This window comes from Streptomyces sp. NPDC020807, assembly GCF_040641575.1.
In the GTDB taxonomy this organism is placed as follows: Bacteria; Actinomycetota; Actinomycetes; order Streptomycetales; family Streptomycetaceae; genus Streptomyces.
Window position 1 is genome coordinate 25575 of the sequence record NZ_JBFADU010000017.1, and the last position, 26530, is coordinate 52104.

The following is a 26530-nucleotide window of genomic DNA, read 5'->3' on the forward strand; positions in this document are numbered from 1 at the left end:
CGCAGCACCGGTGGGGGCCGGTGCCGTTTCAGGGGTCGAGTCCGGTCGGATACGGCGTCGGCGGCGGGGGTAGAAGTCAACGCACGGCGGCGGCCGCGCGACCGACGGGCCCGCCTCCGGCGTCGTATCCGCGCCGGCCCGTTCCTCGACACGTGGGAGTGTCCGTGGCACGTATCCGGGTCCTGGTGGTCGACGACCACCGCATCTTCGCCGAGTCGCTGGCCGCCGCGCTGACGGCCGAGCCCGACGTCGACGTCTCCGCGGCGGGCAGCGGCCCGGCCGCGCTGCGCTGCCTGGAGCGGGGCACGGCGGAGGGCCGCAGGTTCGACGTGCTGCTCGTCGACGCCGAACTGGGCGCGGGCCCGGCGGCCGCGGCGCGCGCGGCGGCGCCCGAGGCGACCTCCGACCCGGAGGGCACGTCCCCCACGGTCGACGGGATCGCCCTCGTCGCGGCGGTCCGCCGCCTCCACCCCGCCGTCCGCACGGTCGTCCTCGCCGAGAAGGACGACGCGCGCAGGGCCGCGCACGCCCTCCAGGCCGGGGCCTCGGGCTGGGTCGCGAAGGACTCCTCGCTGCAGCGCCTCCTGGCGGTGGTGCGCGGCGTCCTGCGCGACGAGACCCACCTGCCGCCCGCCCTGCTGACGGGCGTCCTGCGGGAGCTGACGGCTGCCCGCAAGCACCGCACGGACAGCGAGCGGCTCGTCGAGTCCCTCACCCCGCGCGAGCGCGAGGTCCTCCGCTGCATGGTCGCGGGCCTGGGCCGCAAGGCGGTCGCCGAGCGCCTCTTCCTCTCCCCGCACACCGTCCGTACGCACATGCAGAACGTGCTGGGGAAGCTCGGCGTCCACTCGACCCTCGCCGCGGTCGCCCTGGCCCGCCGCGCGGGCGTCGGCCCGGTGGCGCTCGACGTCCTACCCGGGGACGTTGTCGAACGGGGCGGTCAGCCGGCGTAGCAGCGCGGCCAGTTCGCCGCGCTGGGCGCGGGAGAGCTGGGCGAGGATCGCGCGCTCCTGCGCGAGCAGCCCGGCGAGCGCCTCGTCGGCCCGGTCCCGGCCCTCGGGCGTGAGCCGCACGAGGACCCCGCGCCGGTCGCTGGGGTCGGGGAGCCGCTCGACGAGGCCCTTCTTGGTGAGCCGGTCGATGCGGTTGGTCATGGTGCCCGAGGTGACCAGGGTCTGGGTGAGGAGCTGGCCGGGGGAGAGCTGGTACGGGGCTCCGGCGCGGCGCAGCGAGGTGAGGACGTCGAACTCCCAGGGCTCCAGCTGGTGCTCGGAGAAGGCGAGCCGACGGGCACGGTCGAGGTGCCGGGCGAGCCGCGAGACGCGGCTGAGCACCTCGAGCGGTTCCACGTCGAGGTCGGGGCGCTCGCGGCGCCATGCAGCGACCAGTCGGTCGACCTCGTCCTCCATGTCGATCAGTGTAGAGGGTCTGTTGACGTAAAGTCTCTTGGCGTGAAGCATTTCGGCAATGAATATCTTTATGTCGAGGTAAATGTCTTCCCTGACCTTCCCCCTGACCTCCCCCCTGATCTCCCCCCTGTCCTCCCCCTGAGACCCAACGCGGAAGATCCATCGCGGGATTGACCCCTCCTACGCTGCGGCCATTCCCACTCGACGCGATGGAGAGCACCAGTGAAGAGACCCATAGGCGGCGTGGTCGTCGCCGCCGCGGCGGCAGCGGCCATGATGATCGGCGTGACCCCGGTGGACGCGAGCCCGCTCACCGGGACCGTGTCGGTCAGCTCGGACGGCCCGGTCGCCGCCGCGCTGTTCGACGAGGCGCAGAGCGGCGGCACCGTCCGCGTCAACGTCGTCACCGCCCAGCAGTCCCAGATCGCCTCCGTCGCCGACGCCGGCCAGACCCTGGTCTCGTACGGCACGCTGCCGATGACCACCCTCCGGGTGGACACGGCGGGCCTCCAGGAACTGAACTCCACGCCGGGTGTCGTCAGCGTCACCGAGGACAAGGTGAACAGGACCACCCTGGACGAGTCCACCGTCAGGATCGGCGCCGACAAGACCGTCGCCGCCGGCAAGACGGGCGCGGGCAGCACGATCGCGATCCTCGACACCGGCGTCGCCGTCCACCACCCCTTCCTCTCCGGTCGGGTGAAGGCCGAGGCCTGCACCTCCACCATCGACGCGGGGAAGGGCGCCACCAGCCTCTGCCCCAACGGCACCCAGGCGCAGGACGGTCCCGGAAGCGCCGACGTCGAGAGCGGTCCCTGCGCCACCTCGGGCGCCAACTGCTCCCACGGAACCCACGTCGCCGGCATCGCCGCGGGCAACGGAGCGGGCATCGCCGGGGCGCCCCGGCACGGCGTCGCGCCCGGCGCGGACATCGTCGCCATCCAGGTCTTCTCCAAGTTCGATGCGGAGGCGGACTGTGACCCCCAGCCGGCCCCGTGCCTGGGCGCCTTCGACAGTTCCGTCGCCAAGGGGCTGGAGAAGGTCCTCGAACTGAAGAACTCCGGGATCAACATCGTCGCGGCCAACCTGAGCCTGGGCAGCGACCTGTGGGGCACGGCCTGCGACAAGGACGTCCGCAAGCCGGTCGTGGACGCCCTGCGCGCCGCCGGCGTGGCCACGGTCGTCTCCGCCGGCAACAGCGGCGCCACCAACGCCGTCAGCGCCCCCGGCTGCATCTCCTCCGCCGTCACGGTCGGCTCGACCACCGACGACGACCAGCTCTCCCAGTTCAGCAACCGCGGACCGCTGCTCGACCTCCTCGCCCCCGGCACGACCATCGTCTCCTCGGTCCCCGGCGGCGGCTACGCCTCGAAGAACGGCACCTCGATGGCCGCCCCGCACGTCGCCGGGGCCTTCGCCGTGCTGAAGCAGGCCAACCCGACGCTGACCGTCGACCAGCTGGAGGCGAAGCTCAAGTCCGACGGCACCCCCGTCACGTACACCGAGGCCACCACGCCGCGGATCCAGCTCGACAAGGCCCCGGCGCCCGCGCCCGCCGTCCCCGGCGACATGACCGGCGACGGCAAGACCGACCTCGTCGCGATCGAGGACACCGGCAAGCTGTGGCTGTACCCCGGCACGGGTACGGGTGCCCTCGGCGCGCGCGTCCAGATCGGCAGCGGAGGCTGGTCCGGCGCCTCGATCGCGCACCGCGGCGACTGGACCGGTGACAAGAAGGAGGACCTCGTCGCCGTCGTCGGCGGTGACCTCTACGTCTACCCGAACACGGGCAACGGCGTCCTCGGCGCCCGCATCAAGCTCACCACCCTGAACACCGCCACGCGCATCACCGTCCCCGGCGACGTCACCGGTGACGGACAGCCCGACGTCCTCGCCATCCACGACGGCGTCGACTCCTACGACGGGGCGCTCTTCCTCTACGCCGGCGTCACCGGTACGACCCCGGCCGTCCTCGCGCGGAAGCTGCAGAGCAGCGGCTGGCCCACCGGGGTGAACCTCAGCGCCATGGGCGACGGGGACAAGGACGGGAAGGTCGACCTCCTGTCCCGCGACTCCACCGGCCTGCTGCGGTACCACTACTGGGCCAGCAGCTCGACGGTCTACCACCCCGGCGGCTACAACGAGTACGGGCACGGCTACTTCCCCAGCACCCGGCCCCTGATCGCCGGAGCGGGCGACGCCGACCGCAACGGGGTCGTCGACATGTGGACCACCACCAACACGGGCACCCTGCTGTTCTACAAGGGCGGCAGCGACATCCACGGCCCGATCGACGGCCCCTCCGTCGTGGTCGGCACCGGCGGCTGGGGCACCATCAAGGCCATCAGCTGACGCACCCCCGCAGGACGGTGAAGCGCCCCGCACCGGGAGATCCGGTGCGGGGCGCTTCGCGTGCGGTGCGGCTGTCACGACGGCGGTCCGCCGTCAGGACGGCGGTGCTGCCGTCACGACAGGAGGTTGTACCCCTGGTAGCCGGTGCCGATCTGCACCCGGGCGGTGATGGCGGCCGAGGTGCCCGTGCCGGAGTACCGGTACAGGGTGCCCGACGAGTTCACCGCGACGAGGTCGGCCTTGCCGTCACCGGTCAGGTCGCCCGGCGCCGCCAGCTTGGTGTAGCTGCCGTAGCCGTAGCCGATCTTCACGCGGCTCGCGAACGGCGACGTCGCGCTGCCGGTGCCCTTGTGCAGCCACAGGTTGCCGGACCTGTCCCGGGCCACCACGTCCGCGCGGCCGTCGCCCGTGAAGTCGCCGCCGCCGAGGATCGTGTTGTAGCCGCCCCAGCCGGTGCCGACGCGGACGCGGGTGCCGAGACCCGTGCCGAGGCCGTTGCCCTTGTACAGGTAGAGGTAGCCGTCGCGGTCCCGGCCGAGCAGGTCGGCCCTGCCGTCACCGGTCAGGTCGCCGGGGCCGACGAGGGTGTTGTAGACGCCCCAGCCGCCGCCGAAGTCGTGGCCGGTGCCCGCGTTGTACAGGTGGCCGTCGTAGGTCTCCAGGACGTCACCGACCGGGCCCTGGTCCAGCGCGGCGACGTGCGTGAAGGTCGTGTCGCTCCAGTCGTTGTCGCTCCCCGACAGGCGGGAGTCCAGACGCCCGTCGTTCCTGCCGCGGTGCCACCACAGGGCGCCGGCCTTGTCCCGGCCGTACAGCGCGGCCTTGCCGGTCCAGGGGACGCCGCCCGACTGGGCGAACTGGTCGGCGTAGCGCCAGTCGCCGCTGAGCTTCACCTTGGCCGTGTACGTGCCGTTGCCGACGCCGCTGTACGCCCAGAGGGCGCCGTCCTTGTCGCGGCCGAGCAGGTCGGCCCGGCCGTCGCCGTTCCGGTCGTCCACCGCGACGAGCTGGTTGTACATGTTCCAGCCGCTGCCGACGAGCTTGGCGGCCCGGAAGCCCACGCTCGCGTCGGTGCTGGATCCGTGGAAGTACAGCCGGCCGTCCGCGCGCCGGCCGACGACGTCGCCGAGGCCGTCGCCGTTGTTGTCGCCGATGCCCACGAGCTGGTCGTAACCGCCCCAGCCGGTGCCGATCCGCACGGGGGCGGCGAAGGGCGCGCTGCCGCCGGTCCAGCGGTAGTAGTACAGGTCGCCGTTGTGCTTGCGGGCCAGCACGTCGGCCTTGCCGTCGCCGTTGAGGTCGCCGGCCGAGAAGACCTTGTTGTAGATGGTCCAGCCGTTGCCCGTCCACGCGAGCGAACCGGTCGTCCCGGTCGCGTCCGTGTACAGCCTGAGCTGGCCGTACTCGGTGAGCAGGAGCAGCTCGGGCTTGCCGTTGCCGTTCTGGTCGCCGAGCGGGACGAGGTCGTGCGCCACGACCCCCTCGCTCTCGTTGAACACGGAACCGCTGCCGCTGGACGGGGCGATCAGGCTGTACCCGTTCCGGTTGCGGTAGAGCAGGTCGGTCCGGCCGTCGCCGCTGATGTCGAAGCGGGACCGCGCGACGGCCGTCGCACCGGCGATCCGGGCCTCGCCCGACTCGACGGCGGGCTGCGTCATGTCCAGCTTGGGCGCGGTGGTGTCGGTGAGCCGGGGCTCCGACACGACGGGCCGCGGCCCGGTCTCGGCGACGGCCGGCGAGGCGAGGAGCATGCCGGCGGAGAGGGCGAGCGCCGTGCAGGCGGTCACGCCGCGGACGCGGCCGAAGAATGCGGAACGCAAAAAGTCTCCCTGGGGAAAGGTGGGGGAGTGGGTGTGAGGAAAGGGGAGCGCCCCCGCGCCGGTGCGCGGCGCGGGGGCGCTCGGTGAGCCGTCGGCCGTCAGGAGATGCGGTTGTAGACGCCGTATCCGTAGCCGATCCTGGCCGCCTTCTTGAACTGGCGCGGGGCGGTGTTCAGGTGCGGGTAGAGGTCGCCGCCGGAGGTCACCCCGAGGACGTCGCCCTTGCCGTCGCCGTTCAGGTCGCCGGGGGCCACCAGGTGCTTGTACGTGTTCCACCCGGTGCCGATCTGGACGCGGGCCTTGAACGCGTAGTCGGCCTTGCCGGTGCCCTCGAAGAGGAACAGGCGGCCGTCCTTGTGGCGCGCGAGCAGGTCGGCCCGACCGTCGCCGGTCAGGTCGCTGGAACCGAAGACGCGGTTGTACTGGCCCCAGCCGCTGCCGACCCGCACGCGCGCGTGGAGCGCGGTGCCGTCGTAGTTGCTCCGGTACAGCCAGAGCACGCCGTCGCGGTCCCGGGCCACGAAGTCGCCGGTGCCGTCGCCGTTGAGGTCGCCGGGCCCGGCGAGCTCGCTCATGCCGCTCCAGCCGCCGCCGAGGTAGGCGCTCCCGTTGTAGAGACGGCCCTGGTAGATCTCCAGGGTGTCCGGGACCCCGTCCCGGCCGAGGGAGTTGACCTCGAAGAACGTGGCGCCGGCCCAGCCGCCGGTGTCGCTGACCTTGAAGCGGGAGGACACCTTGCCGTTGTTCAGCGAGCCGTACCAGAAGAGGGTGCCGGCCGTGTCGCGGGCCAGCATGCCCTCCTTGCCGTGGGCCGGGACGTTGCCGGCACCGGCCAGCTGCCCCGCGCCGGACCAGCTGCCGACACCGCTGACCTGCTTGGCGGCGAGGAACTTGCCGGAGCCGGTGCCGAAGTACTCGTACAGCCTGCCGTCGACGCCGCGGGCGAGGAGGTCGGGGACCCCGTTGCCGTTGTCGTCGTCGATGCCCACGATCTGGTTGTAGATCTGCCAGCCGTGGCCGACCTGCTTGGGCGCCTTGTGCACGTACGGGTTGGTGGTGCTCCCGACGTAGAAGAGGGCGCCGGCGGGCGTGCGGGCGAGAAAGTCGCCCCGGCCGTCGCCGTCGCTGTCGCCGAGGCCGATCAGCTGGTCGAAGGCGTTCCAGCCGGTGCCGACCTTCCGGGGCGCGTGGAACGGGCCGTTGGGCGTGCCGGTGGAGAGGTACGCCCACAGCTCGCCGGTGCGCGTGCGGGCCAGCACGTCGGCACGGCCGTCGCCGCTGAGGTCGCCGGGCGAGAAGACCTTGTTGTAGGTCTGCCAGCCGGCACCGATCCAGCGGAGGCTCGCGCTCGACGTGCTCGCGTTCCCGTAGAGGGACAGCGAGCCGAACTTCGACAGCATCAGGACCTCGGGCCTGCTGCCGTTCTTGTCCTGGTCGCCGATCGGGATGATGTCCACGGAGAACTCGGAGCTCCCGGTGAACTTGGACGAGTCGGCCGTCGTGTTCACGGAGTACGTGGCTCCGCCGTTGGTGCGGTAGAGCAGGTCGCTGTGGCCGTCGCCGTCGAGGTCCGAGCGCGGGGCGATCGCGGACGCCGTGGCACCGGCGATTCCGGCGGTCGCGGCGCCGTCGGCCGACGGCACGACCCGGTGCGAGGGAACCGCCGGGGCGGCGGTCGGCTTCTGGGCGGACTTGTGCGGCCACCCGTCGTCGGCCGAGGCCGGGCCCGCCAGGATCATGCCGGCGGAGAGGGCGAGAGCGGTGCAGGCGGCGATGCGGCCCGCGCGCCGGGAATGCGGGAACAGCAAGAAATCCCCCCCCAGGGATTCAGAGGTTCGAAGAACCGAACTGAGGGGGGCTCGACACGGCGTCGATGGATGTCAGTGCGGGCCGGGAGCCCGGTGGGCAGACGTGCGGAGACGGAATGCCCCGACGGCCGGAACGCCCCCCTGGACGTTGAAAGGGAATGTACCCACCAGGGGGAACCAGCGCCAGATCTTTACTGAACGCATTCGAAAGCAGGCCGTCCGGTCTGGAATTTCGGGAGGGATTCTCCCGAAATGCCGGTCAGCTCTTCCGGTGACCCATCAGCCGGGGCTTCTGTTCCAGACCGTCCAGTCCGTGCCAGGCCAGGTTCACCAGGTGCGCCGCGACCTCCGCCTTCTCCGGCTTCCGCACGTCCAGCCACCACTGTCCGGTCAGCGCCACACTGCCCACCAGCGCCTGCGCGTACAGCGGGGCCAGCTTCGGATCGAAGCCCCGGGCCTTGAACTCCAGCCCGAGGATGTCCTCCACCTGCGTGGCGATGTCACTGATCAGCGAGGCGAACGTGCCCGTCGACTGCGCCACCGGCGAATCCCGTACGAGGATCCGGAAACCGTCCGTGTAGTTCTCGATGTAGTCGAGCAGCGCGAACGCCGCCTGCTCCAGGAGCTCCCGCGGGTGCCCGGCCGTCAGCGCCCCCGTCACCCCGTCCAGGAGCTGCCGCATCTCCCGGTCGACGACGACCGCGTACAGCCCCTCCTTGCCGCCGAAGTGCTCGTACACCACCGGCTTGGAGACCCCGGCCTTCGCCGCGATCTCCTCCACCGACGTGCCCTCGAAGCCCTTCTCGGCGAAGAGCGTCCGGCCGATGTCGAGCAGCTGCTCACGGCGCTCCGCGCCCGTCATCCGCACCCGGCGGGTACGCCGGGGCTTCACGGCTCCGCCGCTGCCGTCACCGCCGCTGCCGCCGGTACCGACTGTCCCGTTCGTCCTGCCGTCGCTCGCCACGTCTTCCATCATGCCGCGTCGGCGGACGCGGCCTGGCGGCGGGCTTCGATGCGGGAGGCCGCGGGCCAGCGGACGTCGCTCGCCCAGCCCGCCAGCTCGAACCAGCGGATCAGCCGCGCGCTGGAGTCGACCTGGCCGCGCAGCACCCCGTGCCGGGCCGAGGTCGGGTCCGCGTGGTGCAGGTTGTGCCAGGACTCTCCGCAGGACAGCACCGCCAGCCACCACACGTTGCCCGAGCGGTCACGCGACTTGAAGGGGCGCTTGCCCACCGCGTGGCAGATCGAGTTGATCGACCACGTCACGTGGTGCAGCAGCGCCACCCGGACCAGGGAGCCCCAGAAGAACGCGGTGAACGCGCCCCACCACGACCACGTCACCAGACCGCCCACCAGCGGCGGGATCGCCAGCGACACCACCGTCCACAGGACGAACTGGCGGGAGATCGCGCGGATCGCCGGGTCCTTGATCAGGTCGGGGGCGTACTTGTGCTGCGGAGTCCGCTCCTCGTCGAACATCCAGCCGATGTGCGCCCACCACAGGCCCTTCATCAGCGCCGGCACGGTCTCGCCGAAGCGCCACGGCGAGTGCGGGTCGCCCTCCGCGTCCGAGAACTTGTGGTGCTTGCGGTGGTCCGCCACCCAGCGCACCAGCGGACCCTCCACCGCGAGCGAACCCATGATCGCCAGCGCGATCCGCAGCGGCCGCTTCGCCTTGAAGGAACCGTGCGTGAAGTACCGGTGGAAACCGATCGTGATGCCGTGGCAGCCGATGTAGTACATCGCCACCATCAGCCCCAGGTCCAGCCAGCTCACCCCCCAGCCCCAGGCCAGCGGCACCGCCGCGAGCAGCGCCACGAACGGGACGACGATGAACAGCCCCAGCGCGATCTGCTCGGTCGAGCCCTTGCTGTCACCGCCCAGCGTGGCGAAGGGGAGGGCCGCGGCGTCGGCGCGCGCGGCCGGCACCTCCGCGGCCGCGGGCGGCGAGGTCACCTGGGGGCTAGTGGTCATGGATGTCCCTTGGGGGTGAGGGTGGGGGTGAGAGGGTGTGCGGAAGCACGCCGAAGCTACGCCTCCGTAACCTACGGCGTCGTAAGTATGGCAGCGCCGTGACGCGCGGCAAGAGGGCACGAGAGGGGCGTTGCCCACGCCACCCCGGCGGACACCTATCCTGGGTGCGTCGGACAGCGCGGTCCGCAAGCCTCCAGTACCCCTCCAGACGTGCTCAAACACTGCAAGGAGCCGCACCTGTGAGCAGTGCCGACCAGACCCCCACCGCCAGCACCGAGCTGCGCGCCGACATCCGCCGACTGGGCGATCTCCTCGGCGAGACCCTCGTCCGCCAGGAGGGCCACGAGCTCCTCGACCTCGTCGAGAAGGTCCGCCGCCTCACCCGCGAGGACGGCGACGCCGCCTCCGAGCTGCTCCGCGGAGTCGAGCTGGAGACCGCCGCCAAGCTGGTGCGCGCCTTCTCCACCTACTTCCACCTGGCCAACGTCACCGAGCAGGTCCACCGCGGCCGCGAGATGCGCGAGAAGCGCGCCGCCGAGGGCGGCCTCCTCGCCCGCACCGCCGACATGCTCAAGGACGGCGACCCCGCCCACGTGCGCGAGACGGTCAAGAACCTCAACGTCCGCCCCGTCTTCACCGCGCACCCCACCGAGGCGGCCCGCCGCTCCGTCCTCAACAAGCTCCGCCGGATCGCCGCCCTCCTGGAGACCCCGGTCATCGAGGCCGACCGGCGCCGCCACGACCTGCGGCTCGCCGAGAACATCGACCTCATCTGGCAGACCGACGAGCTCCGGGTCGTCCGCCCCGAGCCCGCCGACGAGGCGCGCAACGCGATCTACTACCTCGACGAGCTGCACGCCGGCGCCGTCGGCGACGTCCTGGAGGACCTCGCCGCCGAACTGGAGCGCGTCGGCGTCGAACTCCCCGCCGGCACCCGCCCGTTGACCTTCGGAACCTGGATCGGCGGCGACCGCGACGGCAACCCCAACGTCACCCCGCAGGTGACCTGGGACGTCCTCATCCTCCAGCACGAGCACGGCATCACCGACGCCCTCGAACTGGTCGACTTCCTGCGCGGACTCCTCTCCAACTCCATCCGCTACGCCGGAGCCACCCAGGAACTCCTGGACTCCCTCCAGCGCGACCTGGAGCTCCTCCCGGAGATCAGCCCCCGGTACAAGCGCCTCAACGCCGAGGAGCCGTACCGCCTCAAGGCCACCTGCATCCGCCAGAAGCTCGTCAACACCCGCGAGCGCCTCGCCTCCGGCACCCCGCACCAGGACGGCCGCGACTACCTCGGCACCGCCGAGCTGATCCACGACCTCACCCTGATCCAGACCTCGCTGCGCGAGCACCGCGGCGGCCTCTTCGCCGACGGCCGGATGGACCGCACCATCCGCACCCTCTCGGCCTTCGGCCTCCAGCTCGCCACCATGGACGTCCGCGAGCACGCCGACGCCCACCACCACGCCCTCGGCCAGCTCTTCGACCGCCTCGGCGAGGAGTCCTGGCGGTACGCGGACATGCCCCGCGAATACCGCCAGAAGCTGCTCGCCAAGGAGCTCCGCTCCCGCCGCCCGCTCGCGCCCACCCCGGCGCCGCTCGACGCGGCCGGCGAGAAGACCCTCGGCGTCTTCCACACCATCAAGGAAGCCTTCGAGCGCTTCGGCCCCGAGGTCATCGAGTCCTACATCATCTCGATGTGCCAGGGCGCCGACGACGTCTTCGCCGCCACCGTCCTCGCCCGCGAGGCCGGCCTCCTCGACCTGCACGCCGGCTGGGCCAAGATCGGCATCGTGCCGCTCCTGGAGACCACCGACGAGCTCAAGGCCGCCGACGTCATCCTCAACGACATGCTGGCCGACCCCTCCTACCGCCGCCTCGTCTCGCTCCGCGGCGACGTCCAGGAGGTCATGCTCGGCTACTCGGACTCCTCCAAGTTCGGCGGCATCACCACCTCCCAGTGGGAGATCCACCGCGCCCAGCGGAGGCTGAGGGACGTCGCCCACCGTTACGGGGTCCGGCTGAGGCTGTTCCACGGCCGCGGCGGCACCGTCGGCCGCGGCGGCGGCCCCTCGCACGACGCGATCCTCGCCCAGCCCTGGGGAACCCTGGAGGGCGAGATCAAGGTGACCGAGCAGGGCGAGGTCATCTCCGACAAGTACCTCATCCCGTCGCTCGCGCGGGAGAACCTGGAGCTGACCGTCGCGGCCACCCTCCAGGCCTCCGCGCTGCACACCTCCCCGCGCCAGTCCGGAGAGGCCCTGGCCCGCTGGGACGCGGCCATGGACACCGTCTCGGACGCCGCCCACACCGCGTACCGCAAGCTCGTCGAGGACCCGGACCTCCCGACGTACTTCCTCGCCTCGACCCCCGTCGACCAGCTCGCCGACCTGCACCTGGGCTCGCGGCCTTCCCGCCGCCCCGGCTCGGGCGTCTCCCTCGACGGACTGCGGGCCATCCCGTGGGTGTTCGGCTGGACCCAGTCCCGCCAGATCGTCCCCGGCTGGTACGGCGTCGGCTCCGGCCTCAAGGCGCTGCGCGAGGCCGGTCTCGACGAGGTCCTCGGCGAGATGCACGAGCACTGGCACTTCTTCCGCAACTTCCTCTCCAACGTGGAGATGACGCTCGCGAAGACGGACCTGCGGATCGCCCGCCACTACGTCGACACCCTCGTCCCCGAGGAACTCCGGCACGTCTTCGACGCCATCGAGGCCGAGCACGAGCTGACCGTCGCCGAGGTCCTGAAGGTCACCGGCGGCCAGCGGCTGCTCGACTCCAACCCGGTCCTCCAGCAGACCTTCGCCATCCGCGACGCCTACCTGGACCCGATCTCCTACCTCCAGGTCGCCCTGCTCGCCCGTCAGCGGGCCGCCGTCGCGGCGGGCGAGGACCCGGACCCGCTGCTCTCGCGGGCCCTGCTCCTCACGGTGAACGGTGTCGCGGCGGGTCTGCGCAACACCGGCTGACCCGCGGCCACTTCACGACTGTGCCCCCTGCCGGAACCGGCAGGGGGCACAGTCGTCGTCACGCGGAGGGTCAGCCCTGCTGCGCGGCCTTGCGGCGACGGGTCACCAGGAACGCGCCGGCACCCGCGAGGGCCACGGCGACGGCGGCGATGATGCCGACGGGGGCGCTGGAGCCGGTCTCGGCGAGGTCGCCCTCGGTCGAGCCGTTCTCGCCGCCCTTCTCGTCGGAACCGCCGGTGGAGGCACCGGTGGTGCCCTCGGTGGTCTCCTCACCGGGGGTGGTGGCGGAGGGGGACTCGGTGCCACCGGGGGTCTCGGTGGAGCCCGGGGTCTCGCTCGGGGAGGGAGACTCGGTGGAGCCCGGGGTGGTCTCGCTCGGGGAGGGGGACTCGGTGCCGGGCGGGGTGGTCTCCGTGCCGGGCGGGGTGGTCTCGGTGACCGGAGGCGTGGTCTCGGTGACCGGAGGCGTGGTCTCCGTGACCGGGGGGGTGGTGGAGGGAGTCGTGGTCGGCTCCGGCTCCTCCGAGGTGGGGCAGGTGTGGGAGAGGTTGAAGAACCCCTGCGAGACGGTGCCGTTGACCTCGGCCGTGGCGGAGATCAGTTCGGCGCCGGGCTCGGAGCCCACGTAGGCGTGCTTGGCGGTCGGCGGGCCGAAGACCGTGATGGTCTGGACGCCGCCGGGCTTGAACTCGACCGTCAGCTTGGTGAAGACAGCCGTGTTGCCCGGGAGGACGAAGTGCCAGCCGTCCTGGTTCGTCGGGATGTCGCCGCAGACCTCCTCCTTGTCGCCTTCCCACCCGGAGGCGGTCAGCGGGAGTTCCTCGATCTGGTGGAGCGGCAGCGGCTTCGGCGCCTCCGAGGCGGAGCTGACCGGGGCGAGGACCAGGGAGCCGGCGAGGGCCGCGACCAGTGCGCCGGAAGATATGAGAGTACGTCGCATGTAGCAGTCGTCCATCTGGGAGATGAGGGTGCCGTGAGAGATGGCTGAGGCAGCCTATCCGTCGCTTTAAGTCAGCCTTAACCCAGAGGTACATAACGATCCGGCCGAACCCGTCGGTATGGTCCGTTTTGAATCAGAGTGCGTAAAAGGCCGCCACAAGAATTCCGCCACCAATTCCCGCCAACGACCACGCCGTCCGCGAAAGACGCAACCCCCCGCCGACCACCGGCGCCGCCAACAGCAGCGCCCCGCCCAGCGGGAGCCACGCGTGGAGGCCGCCGGCCCACCCCGTCCGCACGCCCTCGTCGGTGTCCGGTTTCACCACCACCGGGATCGTCGCCCCCTGCTCCACCGCGACCGAACGCGGAATCGTCAGGGACTTCCGCTTCGACGAAGGGTCCTCGGAGGCGAACGTACCGCTGCACGTCTCGTCCGTACACCCCGTCACCGTCAACGTCCCGTGCTCACGCCCCTGCGAGAGCAGGACGTGCTGGGCGGACGACCACGACGCCCACGCGCCCCCGACGACGAGGAGCAGGGCGACCAGGGCCATGGCGGCGTTACGGGCGTGCGTCATGACCCGCGATCGTACAGTCGTACGTTCGCGGGAGACGGGCGCCCCGAGTCACGAGTTGTACGCCGACTGGGCCCGCTCCAGGCCCTCCGCCACCAGGCACTCCACCGCGTCGGCCGACCGGTCCACGAACCAGTCCAGGTCCTTGCGCTCCGTCGACGAGAAGTCCTTCAGGACGAAGTCCGCGACCTGCATCCGGCCCGGCGGACGCCCGATCCCGCACCGCACCCGGTGGTAGTCGGCACCCATCGACTTCGTCATCGACTTCAGGCCGTTGTGCCCGTTGTCGCCGCCGCCCAGCTTCAGCCGCAGCACCCCGTAGTCGATGTCCAGCTCGTCGTGGATCGCCACCACCCGCGCCGTCGGCACCTTGTAGAAGTCGCGCAGCGCCGTCACCGGGCCGCCCGACAGGTTCATGTACGACATCGGCTTCGCGAGGATCACCCGGCGGTTCTCGGGTCCCGGCGGACCCATCCGGCCCTCGACGACCTGCGCCTGCGCCTTCTGCGCCCGCTTGAAGGAGCCGCGGATCCGCTCGGCGAGCAGGTCGACGACCATGAAGCCGATGTTGTGGCGGTTGGCCGCGTACTCGGGCCCGGGGTTGCCGAGGCCGACGATCAGCCAGGGGGCGTTGGCGTCGTCCGTCATGGGGTGCGCTCTCCTCGTGTGCGAAAAAGGAAACGGGGTGACGGGCCGGTACGGCCCATCACCCCGTCACGTCAGTCCGAGCCTACGGCTCAGGCCTCCGCGCCCTCGGCCTCGGCCTCGGCCGGGGCCTCCTCGGCCTGGGCGGCCAGGACCTGGAGGACGACGGCGTCGGCGTCGGTGACCAGGGTCACGCCGGAGGGAAGGGCGATGTCCTTGGCGAGGACGGAGGCGCCGGCCTCGAGGCCCTCGACGGAGACCGTGACGGCCTCGGGGAGGTGGGTGGCCTCGGCCTCGACGGAGAGGGTGTTGAGCTCGTGCTGGAGCAGGTTGCCACCGGCGGCGAGCTCGCCCTCGGCCTGGACCGGAACCTCGACCGTGACCTTCTCGCCCTTCTTGACGAGGAGCAGGTCGACGTGGATCAGGAAGCCCTTGATGGCGTCGCGCTGGACGGCCTTCGGGATCGCGAGCTCGTGGGTGCCGTCGATGTCCAGGGAGAGCAGGACGTTCGGCGTGCGGAGCGCGAGACCGAGCTCGTGGGCCGGGAGGGTCAGGTGGACCGGGTCCGAGCCGTGGCCGTAGAGGACGGCGGGGACCAGGGAGTCGCGGCGGATGGCGCGGGCGGCGCCCTTGCCGAACTCGGTGCGGACGGAACCGGCGAGCTTGACCTCGGACATGGTGCACTCCTCGTAGAAGGTGACGGAAGATGTCAGGGTCACCCGGCCACGACTGGCGATGGCCTGCTACGAAGAGCGCGTCGATAACGGACCGCCGTGGACCTGCACGTCAGGCGCAACGCCATGCGTACGGGTACGGCCTCCCTCGCCGAGCAACTACGGCAGTCTACCGGGCGACCGCCCTACCACCCAATTCGATCACCCGCACACGGACCGGAAACGGCCGAGGGCCGCTCCCCCGAACGGGGAAACGGCCCTCGTGGAACTGATCGGGTGAGGCTCAGTGCTCCTCGAAGAGGCTCGTCACCGAACCGTCCTCGAAGACCTCGCGCACCGCGCGCGCGATCGTCGGAGCGATCGACAGGACCGTGATCTTGTCGAGCTCCAGGGCGCCCGGGACCGGCAGCGTGTCCGTGAAGACGAACTCGCTGACCTTGGAGTTCTTCAGGCGGTCGGCGGCCGGGCCCGACAGGATGCCGTGCGTGGCCGTCACGATGACGTCCTCGGCACCGTGCGCGAACAGGGCGTCGGCGGCTGCGCAGATCGTGCCACCGGTGTCGACCATGTCGTCGACGAGGACGCAGACGCGGCCCTTCACGTCACCGACGACCTCGTGGACGGTGACCTGGTTGGCGACGTCCTTGTCGCGGCGCTTGTGCACGATCGCCAGCGGGGCGTCGAGACGGTCGCACCAGCGGTCGGCGACGCGCACGCGGCCGGCGTCCGGGGAGACGATCGTCAGCTTCTCGCGGTCGACCTTCGCACCCACGTAGTCCGCGAGGACCGGGAGGGCGGACAGGTGGTCCACGGGGCCGTCGAAGAAGCCCTGGATCTGGTCCGTGTGCAGGTCGACGGTGAGGATGCGGTCCGCACCGGCGGTCTTCAGCAGGTCCGCGACGAGGCGGGCCGAGATCGGCTCGCGACCGCGGTGCTTCTTGTCCTGGCGGGCGTAGCCGTACGACGGGATGATCACGGTGATGCTCCGGGCGGAGGCCCGCTTCAGAGCGTCGATCATGATCAGCTGCTCCATGATCCACTTGTTGATCGGAGCCGTGTGGCTCTGGATCAGGAAGCAGTCGGCGCCGCGCGCCGACTCCTGGAAGCGGACGTAGATCTCACCGTTGGCGAAGTCGAAGGCCTTGGTGGGAACGAGACCGACGCCCAGCTGGTGCGCGACCTCCTCGGCCAGCTCGGGGTGGGCGCGGCCGGAGAAGAGCATCAGCTTCTTCTCGCCGGTCGTCTTGATCCCGGTCACAGCACTGTCTCCTCAGACGTGTTCTCTGGCCGCTGTCCCACGCCCCGCGGGTGCGAGCGCATGTGCGAACCAGCCGAATTTGTGTGCACGTATCACGGTACGCCGAGTTCGACGCAACCGTTTCCGCTCGGTTCTCGTCAGCTCTCGCCGGAGCCGTCCTCCGACGCCACCTGGGCGGCCTGCGCGGCGGCGCTGCCCGGCCGCTTGCGGGCCACCCAACCCTCGATATTCCGCTGCTGGCCCCGGGCCACGGCCAGCGCGCCGGCCGGGACGTCCTTCGTGATCACGGAGCCGGCGGCGGTGTAGACGCCGTCCCCGATCGTGATGGGAGCCACAAACATGTTGTCGGAGCCCGTACGGCAGTGGGAGCCGATCGTGGTGTGGTGCTTCGCCTCGCCGTCGTAGTTCACGAAGACGCTCGCGGCGCCGATGTTCGTGTACTCGCCGATGGTCGCGTCGCCGACGTACGACAGGTGGGGGACCTTGCTGCCCTCGCCGATCGTGGCGTTCTTCATCTCGACGTACGTACCGGCCTTGGCCTTCGTGCCGAGCTTCGTCCCCGGACGGAGGTACGCGTACGGGCCCACGGAGGCGCCCTCGCCGACGACGGCGTCGACGGCGACCGCGTTGTCCACGCGGGCGCCCTTGGCGACGGTGGTGTTCGTGAGACGCGTGTTGGGGCCGACGACGGCGTCCTCGCCGATGTGCGTCGCGCCGAGCAGCTGCGTGCCCGGCAGGATCGTGGCGTCGGCCTCGAAGGTCACCGTCACGTCGACGAACACGGAGCCCGGGTCCACGACCGTCACGCCGGCCAGCATGGCGCGCTCCAGGAGGCGCTGGTTGAGCAGGGCGCGGGCCTCGGCGAGCTGGACGCGGTTGTTGATGCCCAGGATCTCGCGGTGGTCGCCGGCGACGGAGGCGCCGACGCGGTGACCGGCCTCGCGCAGGATCGACAGCACGTCGGTGAGGTACTCCTCGCCCTGGCTGTTGTCCGTGCGGAGCTGCTTGATCGCCTGGGCGAGCAGCCGGCCGTCGAAGGCGAAGACACCGGAGTTGATCTCGCGGATCGCGAGCTGCTCGGCGGAGGCGTCCTTGTGCTCGACGATCGCCGTCACGGCGCCGTCCGCGTCGCGCACGATCCGGCCGTACCCGGTGGAGTCGGGGACCTCGGCGGTCAGCACGGTGACGGCGTTGCCGTCGGCGGCGTGCGTCTCCGCCAGCGCGCGCAGGGTCTCCCCGGACAGCAGCGGCGTGTCACCGCACACCACCACGACGGTCCCCTCGGGCGCGGAACCCAGCTCCTCCAGGGCCATGCGCACGGCGTGCCCGGTGCCGTTCTGCTCCTCCTGGACGGCGGTACGGGTACCGGCGTAGTGGGCGTCGAGGTGTCCCTTGACCTGCTCCCGGGCGTGTCCGACGACCACGACGAGGTGCTCGGGCTCCAGCTCCCGGGAGGCGGACACGACATGCCCGACGAGCGAGCGCCCGGCGATCTCGTGCAGGACCTTGGGGGTCTTCGACTTCATGCGGGTGCCCTCACCCGCTGCGAGGACGACGACGGCGGCCGGGCGGATGGCGCTCACGGGAATGCCCTTCGGCTTTGGGTGGTGGACGCACGAAGGATACCGGGGGGCGGGGCTCCGGACATGAGCGCGGGTCCTGACCAGGGTGGTCAGGACCCGCATGCAGGGGCTCCCGGAGAAGGATTCGAACCCTCATTCAATGGACCAAAACCATTTGTCCTGCCCTTAGACGATCCGGGATGGTTAGCCCTTTATGTCCGAATTCCTGTTGGGAGAATCGGGACCGCCCCTACTATGCCGCACCAGGCCCCTTCGATGCGACGGTAAAGATCGGCGCTCCCGAGGATTCTGATCGCGAGGCAGCCGTGGTATCCGGTGCCCACGTTCTGGCGGTTGGTTCGCGGGTTGTGGCGCTTGGTGCTCGTCTTGCCGAAGGCTGAGGGGGAGGCGCCGACGGCCTCGGCCCAGTGTCTTTCGGCGTCGGGCGCGTTCCCCGTCTCGTGGATCATCACGTGGTACCTGCGGCGCTCGACCTCGATGTCGAGGAGGTCGAGCCATGCGACGAAGACCCGGATCATTCCCGCGTCGCTGTTCACGAACACGACGCGCTCGCGGAGGTCGTCCTTCGCGTTCGGACGCTTCGTCCACTCCGGGGGCGGTTCGCCTTCGAGGAGGCGGTTGAGGAGGTCGTTGTTGTCGACGTGGAGGCGGTCGCGGATCTGGCGGCGGCTGAGGCCCTCGCGGCGGAGCGCGACGGCCTGCTCACGGAGGCCCTCGAAGTCCGCGTACTTGCCCGTGGCAGGTGACATGCGGACAGCGTCGTCCGGAATGTGGACGTCCGGGTCGAAAGCAGGAGCTATTCACCAGTTCGAGGGACTCATGCCCGGACCGCGGGCATCGCATCCTGGTACCGGCGGCGCGCCCGTAGGGTGGAGGGCATGACCGCGACGGGGGCAGAGCAGGGCGCCGGGGGTGCCAGGGGTTGGTGGTGGTGGGGGCGGCTCCGGAGTGTCGTCCTCGACTCGGGACTCGCGGCCGTGTCCGCCGTCGAGTGCGCCGCCGAGGGGTACCTCTTCGCCGAGAAGGCGTCCGCACCGCCGGGGCTCGGGGCGCTGTTCGGGTTCCTCGTCGGGTCCGTGCTGCTCGTGCGCCGCCGGTGGCCCATCGCCGTCGTCCTCGTCTCGATGGCCGTCGCGCCCGCCGAGATGGGCTACCTCATGGGGATCGTCGGGCTGTACACGCTCGCCGCCTCCGAGGTGCCCCGGCGCGTCACCGCCGTCCTCGCCGCCATGTCGACCGTCGCCGTGTACGTCGTCACCTTCGTACGGCTCCGCCAGGACGCGGCCGAGGCCGGGCTCGACCAGCCCGAGATCGACCCGAGCGGCTGGTACATCCCCGTCGTCTCCCTCCTCGTCACCCTGGGGCTCAACGCGCCCCCGGTCCTCTTCGGGCTCTACATAGGGGCCCGCCGCCGCCTCATGGAGAGCCTGCGGGAGCGGGCCGACAGCCTGGAGCAGGAGCTGTCCCTCCTCGCCGACCGGGCCGAGCAGCGCGCCCAGTGGGCCCGACAGGAGGAGCGGACGCGGATCGCCCGCGAGATGCACGACGTCGTCGCCCACCGGGTGTCCTTGATGGTCGTCCATGCCGCCGCCTTGCAGGCCGTCGCCCTGAAGGACCCGCAGAAGGCCGTGCGGAACGCCGCCCTGGTGGGGGACATGGGGCGGCAGGCCCTGACCGAGCTCCGGCAGATGCTCGGGGTGCTGCGGGAGGAGGCCGCCCCGGCCGGTCCCTCGGCCGTCCCGCTGGCCGCCGTGGGCCGCGCCGCTGCCGCCGCCGCGGAGACCGCCGCCGGGGCCGCCGCCGACGACGGGCCCCGGCTCGACGCCGTCGAGGCGCTGTGCGAGCAGTCCCGGCTGGCCGGCGCGGTCGTCGAGCTGCTCGTCGTCGGGGACGTGCGCCCGTATCCGCCCGAGGTCGAGCGGACCGCCTACCGGGTGGTGCAGGAGGCGCTGACCAACGTCCACAAGCACGCCGTCGGCGCCTCGGTCGTCGTCCGTCTCGCGCACCGCGAGGCCGAGGTCGCCATGCAGGTGGAGAACGGTCCCTGTCCGTCGGACCCGGACCCGGCCGCCTCGGACGCGCGTCTGCCGAGCGGCGGGAACGGGCTCGTCGGGATGCGGGAGCGGGTCTCCCGGCTGGGCGGCGTGTTCGTGTCCGGGCCGACGGACGCCGGAGGGTTCCGGGTCTCCGCCGTCCTGCCCGTGCCGAGGGGCGACGAGGTGCCGAAGGGCGATGACGTCCCGAAGGGCGATGACGTCCCGAAGGGCGACGACGTGGCGAAGGGCGACTAGCCCGCCGTCAGGCGGGTCGGCTGGACTCCCGTGATCAGGGTCGACAGCGCCGTGTCGATGTCCTTCCCCAGGTACCAGTCGCCCGCGTGGTCCAGGCTGTACACCCGCCCCTCCACGTCCATCGCGAGGACCGCCTGGTGCTCGCCCTCCTCGCCCAGCGGCGCGAGCTCCGTCTCCAGGGCGCGGCCCAGGTCCGCGAGCGTCCGCGACAGGTGGAGTCCGGCGAGCGGGTCGAAGCGGAGGGTGGCGGGAGCTATCTGCCGGCCGTTCCCCGGCGCGGTGATCCGCAGGCCGCCGAACTCGGCCCACGCCTCGACGGCGGCGGGGAAGACGCTGTGCCGGTGTCCGGCGGGGGAGACGTGGGCGCGCAGCGCGTCCGCCCATTCTTCGGCGAGCTTGATGTCCCAGCGTCCGGGCTGCCAGCCGGCCTCGCGGAGGGCGGCGTCGACGTTGACCGGGAAGCGGGTGGTGCTGAGGTGGTCGGGCATGGGTGTGGTCTGCCGTTCTCGGGTGGTCGGCCGTGCGGGGGCGGTCAGCCGTTCTCGGCGGAGTCCGTGGGGTCGACGGTGCGGACACCGAAGTGGGCGAGCATCGCCGCGCAGGAGCGGCAGGGCGCCGCGTAGCTGCCGTGCAGCGGGTCGCCGTCCTCGCGGATGCGCCGGGCGGTGAGCTTGGCGTGCTTGAGGGAGCGGCGGGCCTCGCCGGGGGTGAGCGGCTTGCGCTGGGCGCGCTTGGAGCGGCCGTTCTCGGTGGCGGTGAGGTGCCGGGAGAGCAGGATCGCCTCGGGGCACCGCCCGGTGAAGCGTTCCCGCTGTCCGCTGGTGAGGGTGTCCAGGAAGTCCTGGACGAGGGCGTGCAGGAGCGGCGGCCGGTCGCCGCGGCCCGCCGTGCACGTGAGCGTCTCGCCGCGGACGGAGAGCGCGGCTCCGACGGTGGGGAGGATGCCGTCGCGGCGGTGGTGCAGTGAGGGCGCGCGGGTGGCCTCGGTGCTGCTCCAGTTGAGGCGTGGATCACCCTGCGTGGGTGTCGGTGCTGCGTGCATGGTGCTGGTCTTCCCCTCCTGCAATCCCCCGAGTTGCGTGGACAGCCTGCCAAATAGGGAGCCATATGGGGAAGCTGGGGCCGTGTCGGACGGCTCCGGTGTGTCGGAACCATGGTGCAACTGTCATGACGTCGTGACACTTGGTCACCGTCTGCCGGGGGCGTGGACCGGGGCCGTTCCGCCGCTTGTGGCAGCGCTTAGGCTGGGGCGGATCCGCGAGAAGCGGAGTGGATCCGCGAGATCCGCAGGAGCAGAGGCAGCGACGCCAGTTCAGGGGGCAACCGCCATGACGACAGGTCGGCTCGGTCAGGACACCGCGCCACCGAACGCGGCCTACGCCGGGCAGGTCGTGCACTTCCCGGACCCGGTCCGCGCCGCCCGCCACCCCCGTGGGGTGCGGATCGACGAGCACGGCCACCCGGACTTCTCGCCGTACGCGCGCGCGGCGGCCGAGATCGCCGATCCGCCGGAGGGCTTCGGCGTCGACGAGCTGCGCCTCACGGACTACGTCTCCGCGAACGCGGCGATGGCGTCCACCGGCCACGAGCTGTGGGACACGATCCCGTCGGTGGCGACCCCGCACGGCTGGACCTGGCACCACGTGGCGCGCTCGCGCCGCATGGAGCTGGTCCCGGTCGAGGTGAAGGCGCTGCTCCGCCACCACGGCGGGGTGGCGACGGCCGCCGTCGACCACGCGAAGCGCGGCACGCGCCCGCTCCAGGAGACCCGTCCCGCGCACTTCGGTCTGCCGAAGGGGGCCGTGTCGGTCTCCGAGCTCCAGCTCCAGGGTGTCGAGGAGGACCTCGGCTACCGCCTTCCGGGCGCGTACCGCTCCTTCCTGAAGGCGGCGGGCGGCTGCGCGCCGGTCGGCGCCGCGCTCGACGCGGAGCTGGGCATCCTGGTCGACCAGCCCTTCTTCACGGTGCGGGAGGAGGCGGGGGTCAACGACCTCGTCTACGTCAACAAGTGTCTGCGCGATCACCTCACCAAGGACTACCTGGGCGTCGCGTTCGTCCAGGGCGGTCTGATCGCGGTGAAGGTGCGGGGTGAGGCGGTCGGCACGGTGTGGTTCTGCGCGTACGACGACGCGCGGGACTCCGGCGAGGTGGCGGCCGGCTGGACGACGGCCGAGCGCGTGGAGCGGCTGCTGCTGCCGTGCGGCGCCGACTTCGACGCGTTCCTCCAGCGTCTCGCCGGCAATCCGCCGGAGCTGGAGACGGTGGCGAACCTGATGGTGGACGGCGGCTTCGCGCGCGCCGTGCCCGTGGTCCCGGTAGGGGAGTGAACTGGCTGTGGTGACGTTCGCGCAGGCGCAGGAGCGCGCCGAGGAATGGATCAACGGCGACCTGCCGGCGTACCAGCACCGCGAGGTGCGGGTTCGGGAGTTCGAGCTGGGTTTCGTCGTCTGGGCGGAGGACCGCGAGGGCGGCCCGATCTCGGACGGCGGCCGGCAGCGGCTCGTCATCGCGCGGGACTCCGGCGAGGCGACGCTGTGGCCGGGCCTGCCGGTGGGTGAGGTGATCCGCCGGTACGAGGAGGAGTACGGCTCCCAGGACGCGGCTCCGGCCCCCGCGGCGGCGCAGCCGGCGCGGGTCGACCTGAACCAGACGTCGTTCCTGCTGAGCCCGCCGGAGTGGCTCCAGGACGCGGCGGACCGCATCGGCCTGCCGCAGGGCCCCAATGCCTCCCAGGAGGGCGGCAGTTCGTCGGCCGGCCTGGTGGACGACGCGTCGGACACGGTGCCGGGTGTGGCGCCCGCGCCCGCGCCCGCGCCGGCGCCGACGGGGGTGTCGGCCGAGGACGCGCCCGCCGACGCGGTGGCCGACGCGTACGTGCCGACGGCGATGGACGGGGTGCCGAAGGAGTCGGGCCCGGTTGCCGCGCCGGGGGCGCCTGCCGCGCCGGTTCCGGCTCAGGCCACGGCTGCCCCGGCCGCCCCGCCCGCCCCGCCCGCCCCGCCTGTCCCGCCGGCTCCGGTTCCGGCTCAGGCCACGGCTGCCCCGGCCGCCCCCGCGGCCCCGCCCGCCCCGCCTGTCCCGCCGGCTCCGGTTCCGGCTCCCGCCGCCGAGGCCGCTCCCGGGCCCGCCCCCGCTCCGGTCGCGGCGCCCGAGCCCGCTCCCGAGCCCGCGCCGCCCGCCCCCGTCGCTCCCGCGAGCCCCTGGGCCGATGCCAACGCCAGTGCCGGTGGTGCGGACGGTGCTGTTCCGCTGCCCGCGACGGTCTTCGCGCCGCCGCTGTCGGGGACGGACGACGAGGACACCCCGGCGCCGCTGGTCGGGGCCGACGCGCCGACCGCGCTCATGAAGGGCGGCAGCGCGCTGCCGCCGACCGCCGTGTCCCCGCGCCTCGACCCGGCCGCGCCCCCGCCGCCGGGTGCGCAGGTCCCGCAGGCGCCGCCGGTGGCTCCGGCCGCTGCCGCCGCCGGCGCTCCCGCGCCCCCGCCCCCGCCGCCCGCGCCCGCCGTGCCGGGTGCCGGGGACATCGCGGACGCCGCGACGAGCAAGGCCGCGGTGCCGCCGAAGGGCGCGCGCGGGCCCGTGTCGCCGCCTCCGCCGCCCGGTGCGCCGGGTGTGCCGGGCGGCGCGCCCGCGTACGTACCGACGCAGCTGGTGTCGCAGCTCGGCCCGGAGGGCGTACAGCCTCCGGGCGCGCCCGCGCCTCCCGGTCCGCCGACCCCGCCGCAGCCGGTGCACCAGGCCGCGACGATGCTGGCGCACCCGGGCCAGGCGGCCGGTCCCGGCGCGCCTCCGCCGCCGCCCCCGCCGCCGGGCGTGCCCGGTGCGGGTACGCCTCCGGGCGGGATCGCGCACGCGGCGACGATGCTGGCGCACCCGGGTCAGGTCCCGGGTCCCGGCGGTCCGGCGGTCCCGCCGCCGCCCGGTCCTCCGGGGGCGCCGGCGGCTCCCGGCCCCGTGCCGCCCGGCCCGGTCCCCCCGGCGTACGGGTATCCGCAGGCGCCGGTGGGCCAGCCGATGGTCGGCCCCGGCTACCAGGCGGTGCTGCGCTACCGCGCGCCCGACGGTTCGGAGGCGCAGATCATCCGGCGTTCGGCGCCGGGCACGCCGCACCCGGAGTGGCAGATCCTGCACGAGCTGCGCGCGCTGAACGTGCCGCCGCAGCAGGTGCTCGAACTCCACACGGAGCTGGAGTCCTGCGAGCTGCCCGGTGGTTACTGCGCGCGGATGATCCGCGAGACGTGGCCGCAGGCGCGGATCACGAGCATCGCCCCGTACGGCCGTGATCACGCGGGCCGACAGCAGGGCATGCGGCAACTGCTCACCCACCAGGGCGAGTTGCACCAGGTCGCGGACGGTCCGGCGCGTCCGGCGCCGGTACGGGCTCCGCTGCCGCAGGTGCAGCCCGCGCCGCCGGTGCCGCCGGAGATGGTGGCGCAGGAGCTGGCCGGGGCGTTCGGGCCGGGCGTGCTGCGCTTCGACCAGAACGCGGTGTCCCGTCAGGGCGTGCCGGAGATCGTCGCGCGGACGCTGGTCTGGGCGGGGCTCCCGGCGGACTTCGGGCCGTTCTTCTGGGCGCAGCCGGCGATGCCGGTGGTGCCGACGCTGGCGGAGCTGGCGGCGCAGCGGCAGGTCGCGGCGGCGCCGGACGCGAGCTCGTACCTCGTGCTCGGTTCGGACTTCGGGCGGGCGATCTGCGTCCAGTACGGCACGGCGCACATCGTGGCGGTGCCGGTGGAGGCGGGTCCCGGCGGCCAGCCGGTGCCGCCGCAGTTCGTGAACACGGGGCTGCCGGAGTTCACGCGCTCGATGGCGCTGCTCGGCCGCATGTGGCGGCTGCGGTTCGGGCTCAACCCCGAGCAGGCGGGCCGCTGGACGGTCGACTTCCAGGCCCAGTTGGCGATGCTGGACCCGGCGGCGCTGTCGTCGCCGGAGAACTGGTGGTCGGTCCTGCTGGAGCAGATGTGGGACGGCCTCCTGTAGGGAGACCGGAGATCGTTCCGTAGGCGCAGACCGACGGAATGTGACGAAAGGCGCTCGACATGGGTCCATGTTGGGCGCCTTTTGTCCGTTCTGATGGCGCATCCTTGACGTTTGAGGCCATAGGGAAGGGGCGTCAGGGATGTCGAATTTCGCAGTCGGACGGGGACGCGGGTACCGCCCCGAGCAGGTCGACCGCTACCTCGCCGCGCTCTCCGAGGAACGGGACGGGCTGTGGGAGCGGGCGGCCCGGCTGACCGTCCTCGCGAAGGACATGGCCGCCGAGGCGGTCCGCCTGCGGGAGGCCGTCGAGGCGCTGCCGCCGCAGCGGTACGAGAACCTCAGCGACCGTGCCCGCAAGATCCTGGAGATGGCCGAGCAGGAGGACGAGACCCTCGTCCGCGCGGCGGAGGCGGACGCACAGGCGCTCGCGGAGGCCGCCGAGGCGGCGGCCCGCGAGGCCAAGGAGTCGGCCCGCGCCTACGCCGAAGGCGTCCGTACGTCCTCCAAGTCGGCGGCCCGCGCGACCCTGACGGCCGCCCGCGAACGCTCCGAGGCCCTGGCGAAGGAGGCGGCCCGCGACGCGCAGCGGGAGCGCGCCAAGGCGCAGGAGGTCTTCGAGGCGACCGAGGCCCGCGCGCGGAAGCTCGTCGCCGACCAGGAGGCCGAGCAGACGGCCGTACGGGAGGAGGCCGAGCGCACGGCCCAGGCGAAGGCCGCCGAGCTCGACGCCCGTCACGAGGAGCTCGACGCGTACGCCGAGGAGAAGCGCGCGGAGGCGCAGCGGGCCCTCGCGGAGACCGAGGAGCAGGCCCGGCACGGCCAGGAGGACGCGGAGGCGAAGGCGGAGGAGATCCTCGCCGAGGCCCGCATGAAGGCCGAGCGCATCGAGCGCGAGACGGAGCGGGTCCTGCGGGAGCACGAGGAGGCGCGCGAGGAGATACACGCGCACATGGAGCACATCCGCTACTCCCTGGCGGCTCTGACGGGCCGCCCGCAGCCGGCACCGGAGCCGAAGCCCGCGCCCGGGGCCGGGGCCTCCGAGGACTCCACGGAAAAGCCGGAGGACGGCGCGGACTCCGCCAGCTAGCCTCCGGGCCGTGCTGATGCGACTGACGGCGGTCACCCTCGACTGCGCCGATCCCCTGGCCCTGGCGGAGTTCTACCACCGGGCCACGGGGCTCCCGCTCCACGAGAGGTCGGACGGCGAGTTCGCGGGGCTGACCCGGGGACCGGGGGCCTCCGGCCGCCGGCCC

At 72.4% G+C, this 26530-nt stretch carries 21 protein-coding genes, 1 tRNA gene and 1 pseudogene; 8 read left to right on the forward strand and 15 right to left on the reverse strand.

Annotated elements, in window-relative coordinates; all coding sequences use genetic code 11:
- The first annotated feature begins 164 nt into the window (after positions 1-164).
- Positions 165-953, forward strand: coding sequence for a response regulator transcription factor (locus AB0G79_RS23080; protein ID WP_360809333.1), 789 nt, complete (start codon positions 165-167; stop codon positions 951-953).
- On the opposite strand, the gene AB0G79_RS23085 is transcribed toward AB0G79_RS23080, so the two are convergent.
- Positions 912-1409: a MarR family transcriptional regulator gene (locus AB0G79_RS23085; protein ID WP_024754861.1), complete on the reverse strand. Its 498-nt coding sequence runs from the start codon at positions 1407-1409 to the stop codon at positions 912-914. The two genes, AB0G79_RS23080 and AB0G79_RS23085, sit on opposite strands and share 42 nt — an antisense overlap.
- 222 nt (positions 1410-1631) lie before the next feature.
- Here AB0G79_RS23085 and AB0G79_RS23090 point away from each other — a divergent pair, with 222 nt between their 5' ends.
- Positions 1632-3761: a S8 family serine peptidase gene (locus tag AB0G79_RS23090; RefSeq protein WP_360809336.1), complete on the forward strand. Its 2130-nt coding sequence runs from the start codon at positions 1632-1634 to the stop codon at positions 3759-3761.
- 113 nt (positions 3762-3874) lie between these two features.
- Here the strand turns inward: AB0G79_RS23090 and AB0G79_RS23095 are convergent, their stop codons facing one another.
- The 4 genes from AB0G79_RS23095 to AB0G79_RS23110 form a co-directional block, all read right to left on the reverse strand.
- The gene (locus AB0G79_RS23095) at positions 3875-5581 is read right to left on the reverse strand and encodes an FG-GAP-like repeat-containing protein (RefSeq protein ID WP_360809338.1); all 1707 of its coding nucleotides are present in this window, start codon (positions 5579-5581) and stop codon (positions 3875-3877) included.
- A 98-nt stretch (positions 5582-5679) separates the two neighbouring features.
- The gene (locus AB0G79_RS23100) at positions 5680-7389 is read right to left on the reverse strand and encodes a VCBS repeat-containing protein (RefSeq protein ID WP_360809340.1); all 1710 of its coding nucleotides are present in this window, start codon (positions 7387-7389) and stop codon (positions 5680-5682) included.
- A gap of 259 nt (positions 7390-7648) precedes the next feature.
- A complete protein-coding gene (locus AB0G79_RS23105) occupies positions 7649-8362 on the reverse strand; it encodes a TetR/AcrR family transcriptional regulator (protein WP_360809536.1) in 714 nt (237 codons plus the stop codon).
- A complete protein-coding gene (locus AB0G79_RS23110; RefSeq protein WP_360809342.1) occupies positions 8362-9363 on the reverse strand; it encodes a fatty acid desaturase in 1002 nt (333 codons plus the stop codon). Before AB0G79_RS23110 ends, AB0G79_RS23105 begins: the two co-directional genes overlap by 1 nt.
- A 239-nt stretch (positions 9364-9602) precedes the next feature.
- On the opposite strand from AB0G79_RS23110, the gene ppc reads away from it, so the two are divergent.
- Positions 9603-12332, forward strand: a complete 2730-nt coding sequence (gene ppc, locus AB0G79_RS23115) for a phosphoenolpyruvate carboxylase (protein ID WP_360809344.1) — start codon at positions 9603-9605, stop codon at positions 12330-12332.
- 70 nt (positions 12333-12402) lie between these two features.
- On the opposite strand, the gene AB0G79_RS23120 is transcribed toward ppc, so the two are convergent.
- From AB0G79_RS23120 to AB0G79_RS23155, 8 genes are all read right to left on the reverse strand, one after another.
- Positions 12403-13272: an LPXTG cell wall anchor domain-containing protein gene (locus AB0G79_RS23120; protein WP_360809346.1), complete on the reverse strand. Its 870-nt coding sequence runs from the start codon at positions 13270-13272 to the stop codon at positions 12403-12405.
- A gap of 133 nt (positions 13273-13405) precedes the next feature.
- Complete coding sequence (locus AB0G79_RS23125) at positions 13406-13849, reverse strand: hypothetical protein (protein ID WP_360809348.1); 444 nt, start codon at positions 13847-13849, stop codon at positions 13406-13408.
- 48 nt (positions 13850-13897) lie between these two features.
- A complete protein-coding gene (gene pth / locus AB0G79_RS23130) occupies positions 13898-14494 on the reverse strand; it encodes an aminoacyl-tRNA hydrolase (protein ID WP_360809349.1) in 597 nt (198 codons plus the stop codon).
- A gap of 89 nt (positions 14495-14583) precedes the next feature.
- On the reverse strand, positions 14584-15168 hold the full coding sequence (locus tag AB0G79_RS23135; RefSeq protein ID WP_360809352.1) for a 50S ribosomal protein L25/general stress protein Ctc: 585 nt from the start codon (positions 15166-15168) through the stop codon (positions 14584-14586).
- Between the two features lie 280 nt (positions 15169-15448).
- The gene (locus AB0G79_RS23140) at positions 15449-16423 is read right to left on the reverse strand and encodes a ribose-phosphate diphosphokinase (protein ID WP_030690291.1); all 975 of its coding nucleotides are present in this window, start codon (positions 16421-16423) and stop codon (positions 15449-15451) included.
- A 137-nt stretch (positions 16424-16560) separates the two neighbouring features.
- Positions 16561-18006 carry a bifunctional UDP-N-acetylglucosamine diphosphorylase/glucosamine-1-phosphate N-acetyltransferase GlmU gene (glmU, locus tag AB0G79_RS23145; RefSeq protein ID WP_360809354.1) on the reverse strand — a complete coding sequence of 482 codons (1446 nt, stop codon included), beginning with the start codon at positions 18004-18006 and terminating at the stop codon, positions 16561-16563.
- Between the two features lie 109 nt (positions 18007-18115).
- Positions 18116-18186: transfer RNA gene (locus AB0G79_RS23150), tRNA-Gln, on the reverse strand.
- An 11-nt stretch (positions 18187-18197) separates the two neighbouring features.
- On the reverse strand, positions 18198-18755 hold the full coding sequence (locus tag AB0G79_RS23155; RefSeq protein WP_360809356.1) for a hypothetical protein: 558 nt from the start codon (positions 18753-18755) through the stop codon (positions 18198-18200).
- 129 nt (positions 18756-18884) lie between these two features.
- Between AB0G79_RS23155 and AB0G79_RS23160 the strand changes: the two genes are divergently transcribed.
- Positions 18885-20297 (forward strand): histidine kinase, encoded by a 1413-nt coding sequence (locus AB0G79_RS23160; RefSeq protein WP_360809358.1) that lies wholly within the window; start codon positions 18885-18887, stop codon positions 20295-20297.
- Here AB0G79_RS23160 and AB0G79_RS23165 read toward each other — a convergent pair.
- Together AB0G79_RS23165 and AB0G79_RS23170 are read right to left on the reverse strand one after the other, a co-directional pair.
- Positions 20294-20785, reverse strand: coding sequence for an SUKH-3 domain-containing protein (locus AB0G79_RS23165; RefSeq protein WP_360809360.1), 492 nt, complete (start codon positions 20783-20785; stop codon positions 20294-20296). The two genes, AB0G79_RS23160 and AB0G79_RS23165, sit on opposite strands and share 4 nt — an antisense overlap.
- A gap of 44 nt (positions 20786-20829) precedes the next feature.
- A complete protein-coding gene (locus AB0G79_RS23170; protein ID WP_360809362.1) occupies positions 20830-21339 on the reverse strand; it encodes a YwqJ-related putative deaminase in 510 nt (169 codons plus the stop codon).
- A 286-nt stretch (positions 21340-21625) separates the two neighbouring features.
- On the opposite strand from AB0G79_RS23170, the gene AB0G79_RS23175 reads away from it, so the two are divergent.
- The 4 genes and pseudogenes from AB0G79_RS23175 to AB0G79_RS23190 form a co-directional block, all read left to right on the forward strand.
- Positions 21626-22624, forward strand: coding sequence for an SMI1/KNR4 family protein (locus AB0G79_RS23175; RefSeq protein WP_360809364.1), 999 nt, complete (start codon positions 21626-21628; stop codon positions 22622-22624).
- A 7-nt stretch (positions 22625-22631) separates the two neighbouring features.
- The gene (locus AB0G79_RS23180; RefSeq protein ID WP_360809366.1) at positions 22632-25277 is read left to right on the forward strand and encodes an SUKH-4 family immunity protein; all 2646 of its coding nucleotides are present in this window, start codon (positions 22632-22634) and stop codon (positions 25275-25277) included.
- Between the two features lie 139 nt (positions 25278-25416).
- A complete protein-coding gene (locus tag AB0G79_RS23185) occupies positions 25417-26364 on the forward strand; it encodes a cellulose-binding protein (RefSeq protein WP_360809368.1) in 948 nt (315 codons plus the stop codon).
- Positions 26365-26380: 16 nt separating this feature from the next.
- Positions 26381-26503, forward strand: a pseudogene (locus AB0G79_RS23190) (VOC family protein); the annotation flags it as partial.
- Between the last annotated feature and the right edge of the window lie 27 nt (positions 26504-26530).